Below are 17,540 nucleotides of genomic sequence, written 5' to 3'. Positions count from 1 at the left end.
TTTGCTTCGCAAAACTTAAGAATATGCTTACGAAGTAGTTTTGCTTCGCAAAACTTAAGAATATGCTTACGAAGTAGTTTTGCTTCGCAAAACTTAAGAATATGCTTACGAAGTAGTTTTGCTTCGCAAAACTTTAAGGAGGAAGAGAAAGTGGAACAAGGCTACCGGCTGGGCATAGATATCGGAGGCACATTTACGGATGCGATGGTCGCGGATGCAGACGGTCGCGTGGTCGCCTCACTAAAGACGCCTTCGATACCGGATGCCCCGGAACAAGCTATATTTAATGCGTTGGAGCAACTGCAGAAGGCTTCTATCAATATCGCGGATATTGGCCTGTTCGTGCATGGGACGACGCTTGGTGTCAACACGTTAATCGAGCGGAATGGAGCGGTCACCGGACTCCTTGTGACTGAGGGGTTCCGGGATGTGCTTGAAATTCGCCGGTTGCGATTAGAAAATACCACGAATCTATACGGCGACAAGGCACTTCCACTAGTGCCCCGGCGTTTGGTCAAAGAGATCGATGAGCGCTGCCTCGCCAGCGGCGAAGTTTTTCGCAGCTTGAATGAGCAGCAGCTTCTTCAATCCGTTGAAGAATTGGTACAAGAGGGCGTGACGGCCATTGCCATCAGCTTCTTGCATTCTTATAAAAATGCCGGGCATGAGCAGCTTGCCGAGCAGCTCATCAAGCAGCACTATCCAGAGCTGTTTGTCTGCACAAGCAGCGGTGTGTGGCCACAGCAGCGCGAGTACGAAAGAACGCTGGCTACGGTGATGAATGCCTATGTCGGGTCGCAAATGGGGGGATACTTCCAGCGGCTGGAGCAGGGCGTGCAGCAGTATGGTTTGACAGCCAAGGTGCTGTCCACGATGTCCAATGGCGGAATCATGTCCTCGACCAGAGCGTCCAGTGAACCGGTGAAGACATTGCTGTCCGGTCCGGCTTCCGGGGTCATCGGCGCTACGCATGTAGCTCGTATGGCAGGACTGAATCAGGTGGTTACATTTGACATGGGTGGAACCAGCGTGGATGTTGCGTTGATTGACGGACAGCCCGCTTATTCTGTAGATAATCAAGTCGGTGATTTTCCGGTGATTATTCCGGCCATCGATGTGACCGCCATTGGAGCTGGAGGCGGATCCATCGCCTGGGTAGATTCAGCGGGCGTATTGAAAGTAGGTCCTCGTAGTGTCGGGGCCCGTCCAGGCCCGGCCTGTTACAATCGCGGAGGGACATTACCGACTACAACGGATGCCTATCTGCATTTGGGCATTTTGCAGGCGGATCGGTTCCTGGGCGGACAGATGGAATTAAGACCAGATCTGGCTCAGGCGGTGCTGGAGCGTCTAGGTGAGCAGCTCGGAATGAGTTCCTATGAAGCGGCACAGGCCATACTGGATGTGGCAACAGCCAACATGTATGCCCAGTTTACACCGCTCATGGCTCGCAAAGGCGTCGACCCGCGTGATTTTACACTGCTGGCTTACGGCGGCGCCGGTCCTATGCATGCATTTCTCATGGCCCGTGAGGTGGGGATCCGCAAGGTGCTGATTCCGCCTTCACCGGGAACACTGTGTGCGATGGGCTGTGTAGTGGCCGATTTGCGGAATGACTTCGTTCATTCTCTGAACAAGGTAAGCGATGAACTGCAGCCGGGTGAGCTGGCGCAATGGTTCGAACATCTTGGGGAGCAGGGGAGACGCTGGATCACAGAGGAAACAGAACAGGGTATTGAGCTGGACCATATGTATCTGATGTACAGTGCAGACATGCGCTACGAAGGACAGGCCTTTGATCTCAGTGTGACACTTTCCAGTGAGGCATACGGAAGTATCGCTGATGCCGAGGCAAGATTCCACCAGCAATATGAGGCTGTATTTGGGACTAGTCAACCTGAATCTCCGGTAGCCTTTGTAAACCTGAGGGCGACAATTATTGGTGTCACGCGCAAATCGGAGACTGTTGTTGTCCCAGCGCCTGTGAAGACCAACTATGAAGCAGAGCGGAGAACGATTGTTTTTGATGGACAGGAGTATCAAGCCTTCATTACTGACCGGGAACAATTGAACGTAGGTGAGATGTTGTCAGGACCGGTCATAATCAATGAGTATGATACCACTGTATTCGTTCCGCCAGGATACAGTCTGACTAAGGATCGTTTTGGAAATATCATCGGGGAGGCCGAATTGTGATGACAGACAAGGTCTTTCTTGAAATTTTTAAAAACCGGGTGCAAGCCATTGTAGAGGAAATGGCCAATGTCGTTCTTCGGACAGGTTTTACGGCATTCGTCAAGGAAACCGGAGATTTCGGAACCTATCTGCTGACACCAGCGGGAGAAACCTTTGGCTCGCCATTGGATACGGGCTATAATCTTTCTCTTGGCATTCCGGCGGGCGAAACTATTGAAGCCATCGGGGATTGGAAAGAAGGGGACATCGTCATCACGAATGATCCCTATGCGACAGGCGGAATGGCGACCCATTTACCAGATGTGCATCTGATTAAGCCTTTTTTTCATCAAGGGAAAATAGTAGCGTTCGGGATGTGCTTCGTACATTCTTCCGATGTTGGCGGTAAAGTGCCAGGCAGTGTCTCGCCGACATCTTATGATATTCACATGGAGGGCATCCGGATTGCTCCGGTGAAGCTGTATGATCAAGGCGTGCTCAATGAGCAGGTACTTCGTCTATTCCTGGACAACAGCCGTATTCCCGACCAGAACTGGGGCGATCTGAAGGCGTTGATGGCAGCATTGCATCGGGGTGAGCTGAGGCTTCAAGAGCTAATTACCCGTTATGGTCTGGATAAGGTCGAGCAAGGGATTGTTGATTTGCTGCAATATTCGGAGCTTAAGGTAAGAGCCATTATCCGTGATATTCCGGATGGTTCCTATGATTTCTGGGATTATCTGGAGGATGGTCCTGGTGGCTATCCGATCCGTCTTCGCTGCCGGATGGACATCGCCGGTGAAGAAATCTTCCTTGATTTTGATGGAAGCGATCCGCAGGTTCGTGCTTCTTTTAATATTGTCACGGCGAATAAACAAGGTCACTATATGCTTGTCCCGGCACTGATTCGCTATTTCAGAACCGTTGACCCCACAATTCCGTGGAACTCCGGCATGATCCGTATGGTTCGTAATGATGCGCCGCCAGCAACAATCCTCAATCCTGAACCAATGGCGGCGGTTGGGGCCAGAGCTGCGACCTTCATCCGTGTCATGGATGTATTGACAGGGGCGATGAGTAAGGCGCAGGCCGATAAGCTTCCCGCCGCGGGAGCAGGACAAGCTTGTATCGTCATGCTGGCGATCACAGATCCTGTCACAGGCCGGAAGAAGGTTGGTGTCATTCAGCCGATTTGCGGCGGATCGGGTGCGCGGCCGATGAAGGACGGCATAGACGGCATGGATTTCGCTGTCGGCCATTTGCGGAATATCCCCGCGGAAGCGGTGGAAGCTGAGATGCCGATTTTGATTGAAAGATATGGCTTGCGTCAGGATTCAGCAGGTGCGGGCAAGTATCGCGGCGGTAGCGGCATTGATCTAAAAGTGAAAATCCTTAGTCCGGATACAATTATGACCGCCCGTAATATGGAGCGGATGCAGTTCCAGCCTTGGGGCCGGCTCGGTGGCGGTGTAGGGCAGGTTGGTGCAGCGATTCAAAATGCCGGGACTGTAGATGAGCGTTCCTTGGGAAGAATTGATGAGCTTCTGCTTCATCCCGGTGACACAGTAACGTTCCTGTCGCAGGGTGGAGGCGGCTATGGCGATCCCTTCCTGCGTGATCCGCAAGAGGTGCTGGAAGATGTGCGCAGCGGGTTACTGACGGAAGACGCAGCTAAGACGCTGTACGGTGTTGTACTCGCTAAGCAGCAGGTCGATGAGGCGGCAACAGCGGTTCTTCGCAAGGATCATCGGGAGAACGTTGAGGATTTCAGCTTTGGCAGCAAGCGCGAGCAGTTCGAGCAGCTATGGAGCGATGAAATGCAGCGGGCTGTCGGACAGGCGCTTCGGCAATACCCGCTTGCGCTCCGTGATTATCTGAAACGAAGAACGATGGATAAAGCTGAAGCACTGGCACAGCAAGGCGTGCAAATCGCCCCTGATGATATCGGGAAGCTTATGCAGGAAATAAAAAGTCAAACGGGAATGCATTAGCTTATAAGACTATATTCAATGAAATTAACAATCAAATAGAAGACTAGGCGTTATTCTGGTGATGTCAGGACTCTAGGAATGAGGTTAGGGCTCTAGGAATGATGTCAGGACTCTAGGAATGAAGTTAGGGCTCTACGACGCAAAATCCCCATCCACTTAACTCGTCTTCATAGCAGAGTATGGATGGAATTGGACGGAAATGGTCGGAATAACAGGAATTTTTCCTGTTAATGCACCATATTTCTGCAGAATGAGCGAAATAACTGGAAAAACTCCCGTTAGTCAGCTCGTTTGGACAGGTTTAGAAAGTAATTGGACGAAATAACAGGAGTTTTTCCTGTTAATGTGCCCCATCTCTGCGGAATGAGCAAAATAACTGGAGAAATTCCCGTTAGTCAGCTTGTTTGAACAGGCTTAGAATCCGATTAGAGTTCAAGTCCAAACATCATTGTAATGACGACCGAGCTTTACGTTCAGATCTTACGTTTGGATCTTACGTTCAGATCCTAAGTTCATCTTGTATAGATTCATCTTATATAGATCCATTAAAAAAAGGAGAGATTACCATGAAATTGAAGAAACGTTCCCTGGCTCTGTCTGCACTTACCTTGGCGACTGCGTTAGCTGTAACAGCTTGCGGCGGTAACAACACAGCTTCTAACAACGGATCTAATACAGGAAGTAACACGGGTTCAGAACAAAGCACTAATACAAGCAATAGCAAGGAAGACAAAGTTAAGCTGACGATGTTCATCTGGGCAGGCTCCAATCAGGATGTAGTGCCTAAAGAGGTTGTAGCGAAATATGTGGCAGCTCATCCCAACGTCGAAGTAACCTTCGAGGAATCATCCAACTCTGTAATGTATCCGAAAATGGTTGCCGGCAAGCAAGCTGATCCGAATAACCCGATCGTCAACTTCGGATATTTCAATGCTGACGCTTCAGCCAAAGGCTTGAAGGACGATATGTGGGAATCGCTGGATCCTTCTATTGTGACGAATCTTGCTGACATTCCTGAGCAATATCATCAAGCTGACAACAAAGGGATTGTTTGGGGCATCTCCAGCTTTTCACTGGTATACAACAAGGATCTTGTGAAGACCCCGCCAACCAGCTGGAATGATCTGTGGGACAATGAGCAATTCAAAGGCAAAGTCGCACTTTGGGATTACATGTTCTACCCAGTGATTTCGCCGCTGATTGCCGTTAAAGGCAACGAGCTAGGCGCAACGTATAACAATCCGGAACCTGCCTTTAAGTTCTGGGGTGATCATAGCAGCCAAATTCAGACTTTGGTGACGTCGAATGACCAGCTTAAGAGCCTGCTTGATTCAGGGGATGCCCTAATTGCACCATTCAGCGCCCAAGTCGCACAGACCTGGATTGATGGCGGTTCGCCGCTGGCAGTTGCCTATCCGAAGGAAGGCGCGATATCCTTCCCTTACTCTCTGCAAATTGTAAAAGGATCTACACCGGAACAAGCTCGTGTGGCTAATGAAATTATCAATGAGCTAATCTCTGCGGATGCCTTGACCCGCTATGCTGAAGAGACAGGCACACCATTCACTAGTACGAAGGCGACCGTTCCTGACAAGTATAAGAATGATCCATCCTTCTCCGCAGAGGTGCAAAGCAAAGGCATCAACCCGGATTGGAGTAAAATGGCTGAGGACAGCTCCAAGTGGAAAGAACTATGGGATCGTCTCGTCAAAACGAATCTGTAATAGCTGTAAAGTAAGTGGAGGAAGGTGGGATTGGCATCATGAGCAATCAGCATGCTGAGACAACAGCCATCGAGGCCCGTAATATTGTGAAACAATTCGCCGGGCATACAGCCTTGAATCAGGTTTCACTGGAGGTGAAGCGGGGGGAGTTTATCTCCCTGCTTGGCCCCAGCGGCTGTGGCAAAACAACGCTGCTGCGGATCCTTGGCGGATTGGAGCATCCGGATCAGGGAGTCGTTCTGCTCTCTGGTAAAGATGTTTCCGGAGTGCCGGCTTATGGACGCAATACGAACATGATTTTCCAGCAGCTGGCGCTGTTTCCTCATATGGATGTATACAACAATATTGCGTATGGCCTTAAGGTGAAGAAACTGGGCAAGGCTGAAATCAAGAAACGTGTGGCGGAGGTGCTGGAGCTGGTGCAGCTGTCCGATTACAGCAATCGCAGCATATCGCAGCTGTCGGGTGGTCAGGCACAGCGGATTGCCATTGCACGGGCTTTGGTCAATAAGCCGGAGGTGCTGCTGCTGGACGAGCCGCTATCTGCGCTTGATATGCAGCTGCGATTGGATATGCAGCATGAACTCAAGCGTATTCAGCGCGAATTAGGTGGGACCTTTATCTTTGTTACGCATGACCAGAATGAAGCGATGAATCTGTCTGACCGCATTGCTGTTATGCGCTCCGGCGTCATTTTACAATATGGTACACCTAGTGAAATCTATGAGCGGCCGGTAGATAGTTTTGTAGCCAAATTCATCGGGGATACGAATTTGCTGGAAGCTAAGGTGATTGAGAGTAGCGGCTCCAAGCTGATCGTGGAGTGCTGCGGCCGAACGTTTGAAGCGCGGAACCCGGGGGCAGCTGGCGTGGGATCGACAGGTCATCTTTCATTACGCTATGAATATGTCGGGCTGGGAGAAAGCGCGGAGCGCTGTGATAATCAGTTGACCGGAAAGATCCTGGAGAGTGTATATGGCGGTGCGAGCATCCGTTACAAAATTGCTATTGGCGGCGGCTATGAGTTGACAGCTAATGTACAGTACCAGCCCGGAAACCCTATATATGGCGTGGGGCAAGAGATAGCGCTTGGTTTTCAGCGAGAGTATGCACTGTTCCTTGATGACTCGAGGGAGGCGTAATCATGACCAAAGCGTCCAGCAGGCCTGTTAAAAGGCCGTCGCAGGGCCAGTCCTCCTGGCTCATGCGCTTGCTGTTACTGCTGCCTGCGCTGCTGCTGATGGGGATTATTTATTTGGCCGGTATGCTGATTTTTAGCCGATTCAGCTTCGATGCTTTTGAGCAAGGGACCATTGTATCGGCCTGGCGCCCCGATACGTATAAGGCATTTTTGAGTGATCCGTATTATTGGAAATTGATAGGCTCTACCTTCCGGCTTGCGCTAAAGGTGACCTTCTGGAGCTTGCTGCTAGCCTATCCGCTCGCCTATGTTATTGCAGGGGTGCGCAGCTCGGGCTTACGACAAGTGATGCTGCTTGTGACCTTCATGCCGCTGCTGATCAGCGCTGTGGTCCGTTCTTATGGTTGGATGATCATCCTTTCCCGCCAAGGCTTTTTGAACTGGGTGTTTGTGAAGCTGGGTCTTACGGAGACGGGCTTTAATCTGATGCATAATGAGACAGGTGTCGTTATTGCGCTTGTGCATATCTTCCTGCCGTTCATGGTCTTTCCGATATTGAGCGTGCTGCTTCAGAATGACGGGGTACTCAAGCATGCCGCACATGATTTGGGGGCCGGAAAATGGCGGACATTCTTCACGATTACCTTTCCGTTATCGGCAAGAGGAATTGCCAGCGGCGTACAGATCGTGTTTACGCTGTGTCTCACGGCTTTTACAACCCCTCAATTAATCGGTGGCGGACGAGTGATGACCTTGCCCGTGTTTATTTATCAGCGGACACTCGATACGAACTGGCCGATGGCTGCGGTAGCGAGTCTGTTTTTGTTCGCAGCTTCGATACTGGTCTCCCTAATAGTGAACCGATCCGCTGAATGGTTGATGTACAGACGCAGTACTGTAGGAGGTCGATAAGATGCGTACAAAGAACGTTAGCTTTAAATGGGTACTGTACGTTGCAGCGATCTTGATCTGTCTGTTTCTGACACTACCGTTGCTGATTATTATCCTGACCTCCTTTGGTGCAGGCACCTCCAGTGTGTTTCCGCCCAAAGGCTTCTCTACAGAATGGTACAGTCATTTGGCGTCACAGAAGCAGTTCGGTCAGGCGTTTGTTAACAGTCTGATTGCCTCCAGCGGTGCAACCCTGCTTGCTTTAGTTGGGGGGACACTCGCGGCAATGGGGATTCTGTATTATCCCTTTCCGGGGAGTGGCGTTCTGAAGGCTTTTTTCATGTCTCCGATGGTCGTTCCGAAGATTACACTGGGCGTTGCCTATTTGATTCTGTTCTCCAAAATGCATATCGCAGGTGGCCTGTTTGCACTGATCTTAGGCGAAGCGGTCACAGTGTTTCCTTTTGTGATTTCTATTGTCGGCGGTGCGCTGGCGAACCTGAAGCCGGCTGATCGTGAGGCCGCTGCTGATCTTGGCGCCAAGCCGCTAAGAGTCTTCTTCACCGTTACCTTGCCGCAGTTGAAAATCAGCTTGCTCATGGCCGGTGCGATTTCGTTTGTCTTTACTTTCGACCAGGTGGAAACCGCGTTGCTCATTTTACGTCAGGGTAGTTATACCTTGCCGATTCAGCTGTTTATTTATATGGAAAAATGGCAGGACCCTACGATTGCCGTTGTGTCTGTCATGATGATTGTATTTGCCCTGCTGCTCTTCTTTGGCATCAAAGTCGCGCTGAAATCAGCGCCGGCCATGGAGAAAATGCTGGGCAAAAAGTAGAAACGGCTTTGCCGTCCTCTAAGGGACGACATCCGTTTCAGCGAGAAATATAAGGATGATTTATAGCGTAAAACATATAAATTCTTATATTTTAAAAAATAGGAGGTTGTTCCCATGAGTGATGTCGTCATTGCCAACCGCAGCCGGGCAGCGGCCTATATGGAGCGTCATGGCTTGTCTGCTCTCATTGCAACCACACCGGAAAATGTAGCTTATACGATTGGCTCACAGCTTCGCGCGACCAATTGGAGTATGCAGATTTATGCGGTCATGCCAAAAAATCCAGAGCAGCGTCCTTGCATTATTATCCCGACGAACCGGCTGGGCGTGATTGCCCAGATGGGCATTTCAGGTGCAGATCTTTATGTGTACAGTGATTTCTTTGTAGAGGGGTCTATCGCGGGCAAGCCTTCAACGCCTGATATTGATCTCTTCTATGATTTGCTGCAAAATACTCCATCCTATGCCACTCCTTTCGCAGCGTTGGAGGCGGCTCTAACACAGCTGGGCATTAAAGGACAACCTGTCGGTGTCGATGAGATGCGGATGGCCCCGGATATTTATAGCAAGCTGAATGAACTGCTACCGAGTGGTGGAGCGTTCCCGGCGTATGCTCTGTTCCGGCAAATCCGCGGGGTGAAGACAGAGGCCGAGATTGCCCTGTTGAAAAAAGCTGCAGCGCTGAACGAGCAGGCAGAAAGCGAGCTGATTGCGATGATCGCCGCAGGTGTTCATGAAGCGGATATAGCGCAGCATTATCGTCTTGCTGCTGTGAAGGGTAAAGCCGTTCCGGCAATGACCGCTGTGGGTGCCGGTCCACGCAGCGCCTTGCCGCTAATCGAAAACTATTTTCACACCATTGCACCGGGAGATCTCGTCCGCTTCGATCTTTGTCTGCAACTAGGCGGATATTGGGCGGATACCGGACGAACAGCCGTATTGGGTGAGCCGACGGAGTGGCAACGGAACCATTTTCATTACGTTAAGACCGGCTGGGAACGGGCACTCGACATGATCAGACCTGGTGTCAAAGCCTCCGAGGTGTTCGAAGCGGCGCTGACTACTGTGCAAAAGGAAGGGATTCCACATTACCGCCGTCAGCATGTAGGCCATGCGATTGGTTTGGAACTCTACGATGGTATAACGTTATCGCCAGGCGATCATAGTGTGCTTGAGAAGGGAATGGTCCTTTGCGTAGAGGTGCCATATTATGAGCTGGGTGCGGGTGGATTCCAAATTGAGGATACCGTTGTTGTGACAGAGGATGGCTTCGAATTTATTACTCACATGGAGCGTAGGCTGTATCAACAGTAGTAAAGGCACAAAGCATGAATTAATCAACGAAGGATAGATGTAATGGGAATACAGCAAGGAACAAGAGAATTTAAACACAGCAGTCTAGCGTTGTTCGCTGGCGGTTTCAGTACATTCGCACTTCTTTATTGTCTCCAGCCTATAATCCCTGAGTTAACCTTGGATTTCAACATTACGCCTACTCTGGCGAGCCTGGCGATGTCGGTTACGACAATTGCTATGGCGCTTACGATGCTGTTCGTCGGTGCACTGTCGGATGCATGGGGAAGAAAAACGATCATGACTGCGTCGCTGGCGGCAGCTTCAGTAATTACGGTGGCCTTCTCTTTTAGTACCAGCTTCAATATGCTTTTGCTGTTACGTATCGTACAGGGTATTGTGCTTGCGGGGTTACCTGCCATTGCGATGACCTATCTGTCGGAGGAAATGGATAAGAATAGTCTGGGATATGCCATGGGCTTATACATAAGCGGAAATGCGATTGGTGGCATGGCTGGGCGTATTATAAGCGGGCTATTAACCGACTGGTTCAATTGGCGTGTGGCGACAACAGTGCTGGGAGGTCTCAGTATACTGGCTTCAATCGTGTTTTGGCTGACTATTCCGGCATCCCGGAACTTTGTGAAGCGTAAGTTAGAGCTAAGCAAACTGGTGCCGCTGCTCTGGACGCAGCTCGTTAACGTGAGGCTGTTATGTCTGTACGGTTTGGGATTTTTGTTCATGGGCGGATTTGTGACGTTGTTCAACTATATCGGGTTTGAGCTGCTAGGGGCACCTTATAATCTAAGTCAGTCTTTGGTGGGTAGTATTTTTGTCGTATATATCATGGGTTCGATTAGCTCAACCTGGATGGGCAGAATGGCCGACCGATATGGACGGATTCCGATCATGCTGGCAGCCTTGGGTATTTTTTTGAGCGGTGCATTACTTACCGGCTGTGGAAGCTTAGTATTTAAAATACTTGGGATTACGTTGTTCGTGTTCGGTTTCTTCGGTGGCCATTCGATTGCCAGCAGCTGGGTCGGACTGGTGTCCAAGGAACATAAATCGCAAGCCAATTCATTGTATCTGTTCTTCTACTATGTAGGCTCCAGTCTGAGCGGTACAGGTGGCGGTCTGCTGTATCATGAATTCGGCTGGTCTGGTATTGTTGGCTTGATCGCAGTGTATGTCGTTATCGGAGTTCTGTTATGTGCCGTTCTTAAACGGCTGGGAGCTGGGGACAACAGCATTTCTACTCTAAGTGGTTGACATCGATGTCAGAATTCACATATACTGTCTGTATTCTAATATACGATATACGTTGAAAGAGCCCAGTAGCAGCTTAGTCCCTGTCACAGAAAGCCGGGGGTGATGGAACCCGGTACACACTAAGCCTGTCGAATTACACTCTGGAGTATCTCGGGTAATGCCGAGCGGAATGGCGATCGATACTTCGCTAAGAGTGGCAGCATTGGTGTGCATTAGCACAAGAATCCATAGCTGCAAGCTGGGTGGTAACACGGTTATTGAATCGTCCCTATGTCTACAATAGACAAGGGGCGATTTTTTTTTTTCGTGGAATCATGTTTGGATACTAGATAACTATGACTGAGGAGTGGAATGATTTGAATATTATTGACGAATTGGAATGGCGCGACGCCATCAATCAACAGACGGATGCCGAGGGATTGCGGGAGCTGACGAATCAAAAAGCAGTCTCGCTGTACTGCGGGGTAGACCCAACGGGTGACAGTATGCATATTGGTCACTTGATTCCGTTCATGGTGCTCAAACGTTTTCAGCTGGCTGGACACCGTCCGGTGATTCTGATTGGCGGAGCTACAGGAACGATTGGTGATCCAAGCGGCCGGCAAAGCGAGCGTTCTCTACAGACGCTGGAGCAAATTCAGGACAACGTGAATGCACTGGCGGCTCAATTGAAGAAGCTGTTCATCACCGAAGGCGACAATCAGATGCGTATGGTGAACAACTACGATTGGACCCATAAGATCAATGTTATTGAATTCCTGCGCGATTACGGTAAAAACTTCAGCATCAACTCGATGCTGGCGAAGGATGTTGTGGCGAGCCGTCTGGAGAGCGGGATCTCTTTTACAGAGTTCTCTTACCAGATTCTGCAATCGCTGGATTACCTGCACCTGTTCCAGAATGAGGATGTACAGCTGCAAATCGGCGGTTCCGACCAGTGGGGCAACATTACTAGCGGTCTGGATCTGATCCGTAGAAAAGAAGGCTCTGAATCTAAAGCGTTTGGTCTGACGATTCCGCTGATGCTGAAATCAGATGGCACCAAGTTCGGTAAATCCGCGGGGGGAGCGATCTGGCTTGATCCGAACAAAACAACGCCTTTCGAATTCTACCAATTCTGGGCTAACACTGACGACCGCGATGTCGTGAAATACCTGAAATACTTCACCTTCCTCACGAAAGAGCAAATTGACGGATTGGCTGAAAAAGTACAGACCGAGCCTCATAAACGTGAAGCACAAAAAGCGCTGGCAGAGGAAATGACGAGATTCGTTCATAGCGAAGAATTACTGGAGCAAGCAAAACGCATTACAGCGGCGCTGTTCAGCGGGGACATTAAATCACTAACGGCCGATGAGATCGAGCAGGGCTTCAAGGAGATGCCGACGTTCGAAGCGACACAAGAGTCGAAGAACATTGTCGATTGGCTTGTGGATCTCGGTATTGAGCCGTCCAAACGTCAAGCGCGCGAAGACATTACGAAGGGTGCGATCTCGCTGAATGGCGAGCGTGTAACCGATGTAGCGTTCGAAGTAACTGCAGATCAAGCGATTGGTGGGCGTTTTATCATCATCCGTAAAGGTAAGAAGAACTACAGCCTGGTGAAATTGTCTTAGTAGCTTGTATCCCGATTGCTGGCATGTCAAGATTTTCGAATCTCGATGTGCCAGCAATTGTTATATAAGGAGAGTGTAATGCTAACCTATCTGAATAATTCTGACACAGCTGTTGTTGTTGTTCATGAGATTTATGGGATAAATGAGCATATGACCAACACCTGCCAAGTGCTATCTGAACAGCTGCTGGTCGATGTATACTGCCCCGATTTGCTGAATGTAGAACGGTCTTTTCGTTATGATGAAGAAAAATTGGCCTATGGGCATTTTGTTCACAACGTAGGTTTTGAAAAGGCCTTTTCGCAGGTAGAAAGTCTAATTAGACAGATCAGAGAACAATATCAGGCAGTGTTAGTACTCGGCTTCAGCGTGGGAGCAACTACCGCGTGGTTGTGCACGGAAGAAGAAGGCTTATGTGATGGAGTCATAGGTTACTACGGTTCACGGATTAGAGATTACACGGATATTGATCCTACATGCCCGGTACTGTTATTCTTCCCTCAAGAGGAACAATCGTTTAATGTTGAAGAGTTAAGCTCTACATTGCGAATGAAAAATCACGTTCGTGTTGAAGTTTTAGGTCCTAAACATGGTTTCAGCGATCCTGGTTCGAGCCATTATTGCCAAGAGTCAGCGCTCAAAGCTAATAATGAAATGATTGAATTTATAAAGGCGCTTCAGAGTTAAGACTCTGAGGTGTTTTTTTGAGTACAATCAAGCCGAATACGCTTCAGATAAAGATGCTGGCAGGACCTGCTATAGAGTAGGCTTACTAATGGGAGGCATCGAATTGTAACTTTGTGAAAATAGTAGTACTCTCCCTCTATAGCTCCAAGGTACCTGGGCACATAGCATTATAGAAGGCACTCCCAGGATCAGATAGAATAGATTTATGCCTATGACCTGAGGAGGACTACTTTGAACCTGAATGAAGCTAATCGCAAACGGCTGGAAAGCATGATATTGGAACATCATTTGACACATGCCGCGCCCTATTTGTTGCAAAATACGAGACAAACCATTAGCTGCACTAAGGCTGTTGCTGAAGACTATACCACGCCAGGCGTGTCCAGAATCGGGGGAGATCCGGATCTCCCACCTCATATAGAGTGGCCTTTAACTACAGATGGAGTGCCAATGACCTTTTTAACACAACTAAACCTCAAGGAATGCGCCCGATATGACGAGTCGTCATTGCTCCCGGGAGAAGGGATGCTTTATTTCTTCGTAGGCTTGGATGAGCCGGCGTACAATATTGAGCATCGTGTGCTTTTTGTGCGGGAAGATCAGCTTGCTGGTGCAGAGCGGCGTGTAGCTCCCGAAATGACGGTGCTGGAAGAAGAGTTCAACGGCTATCAGCTTGAAATCAAAGCCTCGCTTGAAGCACCGAATTACGCTTATGTCGATAGCGACCAAGTTGAGAACGAGACGGTGGATTACGAGGAGTATGAGGATTTCAGTTATGCGCTCAGCGACCGTCAGAGCAGCGAAGTAGTGCGGATGTTCGGTTATCCGATTGGCCAGCATGATGATGCGGAATATGAAGCGGCGTTGATGCTGCTGACCGGTGAGGAATACAACTATAGTAAAAAAGATGCGCTGGCCCAGATCACTGATCATTTTGGCGGAGATGAGGCAGCAGCCATGCAAGAAACTCAGGATACGCTTATGCTACTTGAACTGGAATCGGATAACGATGTGGGCTTCTGCTGGTGGGATGCCGGGTTACTGCACTTTTTTATCCGCAAGGAGGATTTATTGGCAGGGAATTTTGAGCGTACATATTGTTCGCTTTATTCTAGTTAACGGCAGGAGGACAATTGAATTATGACTGATGTTATAGATGAGCAAAAGGACTTTGGCTTCGCAAGAGTTTACGGCATTGAACTGAAATACAGCAAGAAGCCGAAGCTGGACAGAGATTTGCTGTATGCGAAAATGGAAGCCTACACGGGTCAAGTCGAACAGCCGGCAACCGGGGACAACAAAGATCCCAAGCTTGCCGTATGGGAGGCTAATGAAGCTGAAGAGAAGGAAATGCTGCACTTTTTCCATTTGAATTATCAGGTTCAATATACAGATGGGGCGATTCCCGCTCAGACCAGTCTGATGGAAGTGGACCACCGTTCGGCTGATCAATATGCGACAGCTGTTCAGCAAGCTTGGCATTGGCCGGAGGCAGCGCAGGCGCTGGAGGGCTGCCACTACTCGTTGATGCTGACAGACTTGATGAGTTCCGGATTGGAGCCAAAGGCCAGATTGCAGCTTTTAACTGGGACGCTCAGGGCTATCCTGGAAACGGCACCTTGCGAGGCCATCTATTTTCGGGAGAGCGATAAGCTGGTGGAACCCGGGGCCTATCTAGCCGCGGTGGGACAGGGTGCGATTCTGTATGGGGCGATGAATATACGTTTCTACAATGTGGAGGGTACCGGAAGTGGACGGCGTGAAGGTCTGATGGATTCGCTGGGACTTGCCGCGCTCGGAATACCTGATGTGCAGTGTCATTTCTATGATCTCGAGCCAGGTGAAGTAGCTGGACAGTTAACGGATATCGCTTATTATCTGTTCGATCAGGGAGACATTATTGACGATGGGGAGACGATTGGTTTCACCGAAGAGATGCGCTGGCGCTGTGAGCACCAGTACGCACTGGCCGCGCCGCATCGGGTCGTGCTGGACATTGATCCGGGAGAGCCTTATTACGCTGGAAGACAGGGGCATGCGGAGTAGTAGGCAAGAGGATTAAACATAAGATATATGGAATAGAGGGGGAGACCCCTCTTTTTGTGCTGTTGGGAAAGGGGGTATTAGCCCTTGATGATGGCCCGGTACACAAATTTTGGGAGGGCGGATTGTCTGCGCCAGCGAGATTTTTGACCTTTTACAACGGGGACAGTCAGTAATCTATGTAGCCACTCCAGATTGAGAGTCTTCCAGACTCTCGGGGTAGGGTTTACTTTTCCGGCAATGACGTCCAGACTTCCCCCAACGCCAAAAACCACCTTAACTTGATTGAGTTCTTGCTTATACTTATAGATCCATTTGTCGGAGTAAGGTGCCCCCATCGCAATAATAAGTATATCCGGCTTGGTGTGCTGTATGTTCTCAAGGATGCCAGCTTCTTCTTCACTGTTGAAAAAGCCATTATGCCGCCCTGCAATTTTAACATTTGGGTAACGCCTGTTAATTTCTTCAACAGCTTTACGGTTTGTCTCCTCGTCCGTCCCCAGAAAAAAGAAGCTCCAACCCAATGCATTTCCTTGTGCCAAGAGCCGAAGCAGCAGATCATAACCGGTTACTCTTTCAGAAATAGGCTGCCCTTTTCTTTTGGACGCAATCACAATGCCAATCCCATCCGGAGTAATTAAATCAGCCTCTCTTACGATGGTTTGAAGTACAGTATCTGTTTGATGGGTTATTGTAATTTCCGGGTTGGCTGTGATTAGATGATACAGATGGGGCTGTTCCTTTTGGATATGTCTAGCTAGTTGTTGTGTAGTTTCATCAAGAGTTAGTTTGGAGAAAGGGACACCTAATATATTCACTGTGCCTTCCATATAATCACCTTCCATTGAAGAGTATAGAAAGATTGTAACATATTAGAGCTTTTGAGACTGTATCTTTGCTATTTACCGTCGTACCTTCTCCCTTATCAAATCCATCATTAGCGATCTCGAAGCTGGAAGATACTCCTCTTTTCGAAGCTGAAGTAGACCAACCGGAATCGCAGAATCATTCATTTCGATCCCTATTTTAACGACCCCCTCAGGTAAACGCGTCGACTCCAGAACTACACCAACAACATTCAACTCCCGCACGAATCCTGGAATGGCAGAGATTTGGCCCACGGTATTTAGAAATGGCGCTTTGTCGAAACGGGATAACTCTCTCAATAATCGCAAAGAATATAAACAGGTGTGCCCACCAGCAATAAGAGGATAGTCCAGCAGGTCTGCAAAGGATAGAGCCGCTTTTTTGGCTAAAGGGTGGTTGGCAGGAACAATAAAGGACATTTTTTCTTCATACAGCGGTTCAAAGTGAAAAGAGGATAAGTCTGCTGGCTCGCCGCAAATGGCAAAGTCCAGCTCCTTATGCAGCAGCGCTTGTGACAGGAAATCGGTGTTCCCAATGATGATGTTGCACGCGATCCGGGGCTTACGCTCTCTGAATTGGCGTAGGGCACTGGGCAGTACATGACCAGCTAAAGATTCCAATCCACCGATGCTCAGGGTTCCAATTTCGTCTTGCTGCAAGGCTCTAGCCTGCTCCGCTGCATAATTCCAGTGCTGGATCAGCTTGTCTACCTCTGACGCGAATACAACTCCTGCATCCGTTAGCTCCGCTTCCCATCCTCGTTTAAAGAGCTGTATACCGAGTTCCTTCTCCAGCCGCTGAATCTGATTCGTGATGGTGGATTGTGCGTAGTTTAATTTTGCCGCTGCTTTGGCGAAGGTTCCCTCTTGAATAATAGTGTGAAATGCAGTGAGTTCTCTTAGATCCATGGATCACACCTCCATCTATATTTTAGAACAAGTTTATCATTTTATTCAATTATATAGATGAAGATAGCAGGCGTACAATGGAGACATCCCATAA

At 49.2% G+C, this 17,540-nt stretch carries 14 protein-coding genes; 12 read left to right on the top strand and 2 right to left on the bottom strand.

What is annotated here, in order from left to right:
• The first annotated feature begins 150 nt into the window (after positions 1 to 150).
• The 12 genes from ACFRAM_RS05115 to ACFRAM_RS05060 all read left to right on the top strand — a co-directional run bounded on the left by ACFRAM_RS05115 (position 151) and on the right by ACFRAM_RS05060 (position 15,674).
• The gene (locus tag ACFRAM_RS05115; protein WP_379464847.1) at positions 151 to 2,196 is read left to right on the top strand and encodes a hydantoinase/oxoprolinase family protein; all 2,046 of its coding nucleotides are present in this window, start codon (positions 151 to 153) and stop codon (positions 2,194 to 2,196) included.
• Positions 2,196 to 4,166 (top strand): hydantoinase B/oxoprolinase family protein, encoded by a 1,971-nt coding sequence (locus ACFRAM_RS05110; protein WP_379465517.1) that lies wholly within the window; start codon positions 2,196 to 2,198, stop codon positions 4,164 to 4,166. Before ACFRAM_RS05115 ends, ACFRAM_RS05110 begins: the two co-directional genes overlap by 1 nt.
• Positions 4,167 to 4,732: 566 nt before the next feature.
• A complete protein-coding gene (locus tag ACFRAM_RS05105) occupies positions 4,733 to 5,890 on the top strand; it encodes an extracellular solute-binding protein (RefSeq protein WP_379464846.1) in 1,158 nt (385 codons plus the stop codon).
• A gap of 38 nt (positions 5,891 to 5,928) precedes the next feature.
• A complete protein-coding gene (locus tag ACFRAM_RS05100; RefSeq protein ID WP_379464845.1) occupies positions 5,929 to 7,032 on the top strand; it encodes an ABC transporter ATP-binding protein in 1,104 nt (367 codons plus the stop codon).
• 2 nt (positions 7,033 to 7,034) lie between these two features.
• Complete coding sequence (locus ACFRAM_RS05095) at positions 7,035 to 7,943, top strand: ABC transporter permease (RefSeq protein ID WP_379464844.1); 909 nt, start codon at positions 7,035 to 7,037, stop codon at positions 7,941 to 7,943.
• Position 7,944: 1 nt separating this feature from the next.
• Entirely contained in the window at positions 7,945 to 8,760 is an 816-nt protein-coding gene (locus tag ACFRAM_RS05090; RefSeq protein WP_379464843.1) for an ABC transporter permease, read from the top strand.
• 114 nt (positions 8,761 to 8,874) lie between these two features.
• The gene (locus tag ACFRAM_RS05085; protein ID WP_379464842.1) at positions 8,875 to 10,074 is read left to right on the top strand and encodes a M24 family metallopeptidase; all 1,200 of its coding nucleotides are present in this window, start codon (positions 8,875 to 8,877) and stop codon (positions 10,072 to 10,074) included.
• Between the two features lie 42 nt (positions 10,075 to 10,116).
• Complete coding sequence (locus ACFRAM_RS05080; protein ID WP_379464841.1) at positions 10,117 to 11,325, top strand: MFS transporter; 1,209 nt, start codon at positions 10,117 to 10,119, stop codon at positions 11,323 to 11,325.
• Positions 11,326 to 11,681: 356 nt separating this feature from the next.
• Complete coding sequence (gene tyrS / locus ACFRAM_RS05075; protein ID WP_066372427.1) at positions 11,682 to 12,941, top strand: tyrosine--tRNA ligase; 1,260 nt, start codon at positions 11,682 to 11,684, stop codon at positions 12,939 to 12,941.
• A 78-nt stretch (positions 12,942 to 13,019) separates the two neighbouring features.
• Positions 13,020 to 13,628 (top strand): dienelactone hydrolase family protein, encoded by a 609-nt coding sequence (locus tag ACFRAM_RS05070; protein ID WP_379464840.1) that lies wholly within the window; start codon positions 13,020 to 13,022, stop codon positions 13,626 to 13,628.
• 231 nt (positions 13,629 to 13,859) lie between these two features.
• On the top strand, positions 13,860 to 14,747 hold the full coding sequence (locus ACFRAM_RS05065) for a YwqG family protein (RefSeq protein ID WP_379464839.1): 888 nt from the start codon (positions 13,860 to 13,862) through the stop codon (positions 14,745 to 14,747).
• 21 nt (positions 14,748 to 14,768) lie between these two features.
• Positions 14,769 to 15,674 (top strand): DUF4261 domain-containing protein, encoded by a 906-nt coding sequence (locus ACFRAM_RS05060; RefSeq protein WP_379464838.1) that lies wholly within the window; start codon positions 14,769 to 14,771, stop codon positions 15,672 to 15,674.
• Between the two features lie 77 nt (positions 15,675 to 15,751).
• On the opposite strand, the gene ACFRAM_RS05055 is transcribed toward ACFRAM_RS05060, so the two are convergent.
• Together ACFRAM_RS05055 and ACFRAM_RS05050 are read right to left on the bottom strand one after the other, a co-directional pair.
• Positions 15,752 to 16,501, bottom strand: coding sequence for a WecB/TagA/CpsF family glycosyltransferase (locus ACFRAM_RS05055; protein WP_379464837.1), 750 nt, complete (start codon positions 16,499 to 16,501; stop codon positions 15,752 to 15,754).
• A gap of 72 nt (positions 16,502 to 16,573) precedes the next feature.
• Complete coding sequence (locus tag ACFRAM_RS05050) at positions 16,574 to 17,446, bottom strand: LysR family transcriptional regulator (RefSeq protein ID WP_379464836.1); 873 nt, start codon at positions 17,444 to 17,446, stop codon at positions 16,574 to 16,576.
• Positions 17,447 to 17,540: the final 94 nt, after the last annotated feature.

It is taken from the genome of Paenibacillus sp. NPDC056722 (genome assembly GCF_042790635.1).
GTDB lineage: Bacteria > Bacillota > Bacilli > Paenibacillales > Paenibacillaceae > Paenibacillus_AQ > Paenibacillus_AQ agri.
Note: the sequence above shows the minus strand (reverse complement) of the source record. Positions and strands in the feature narration are given on the sequence as shown.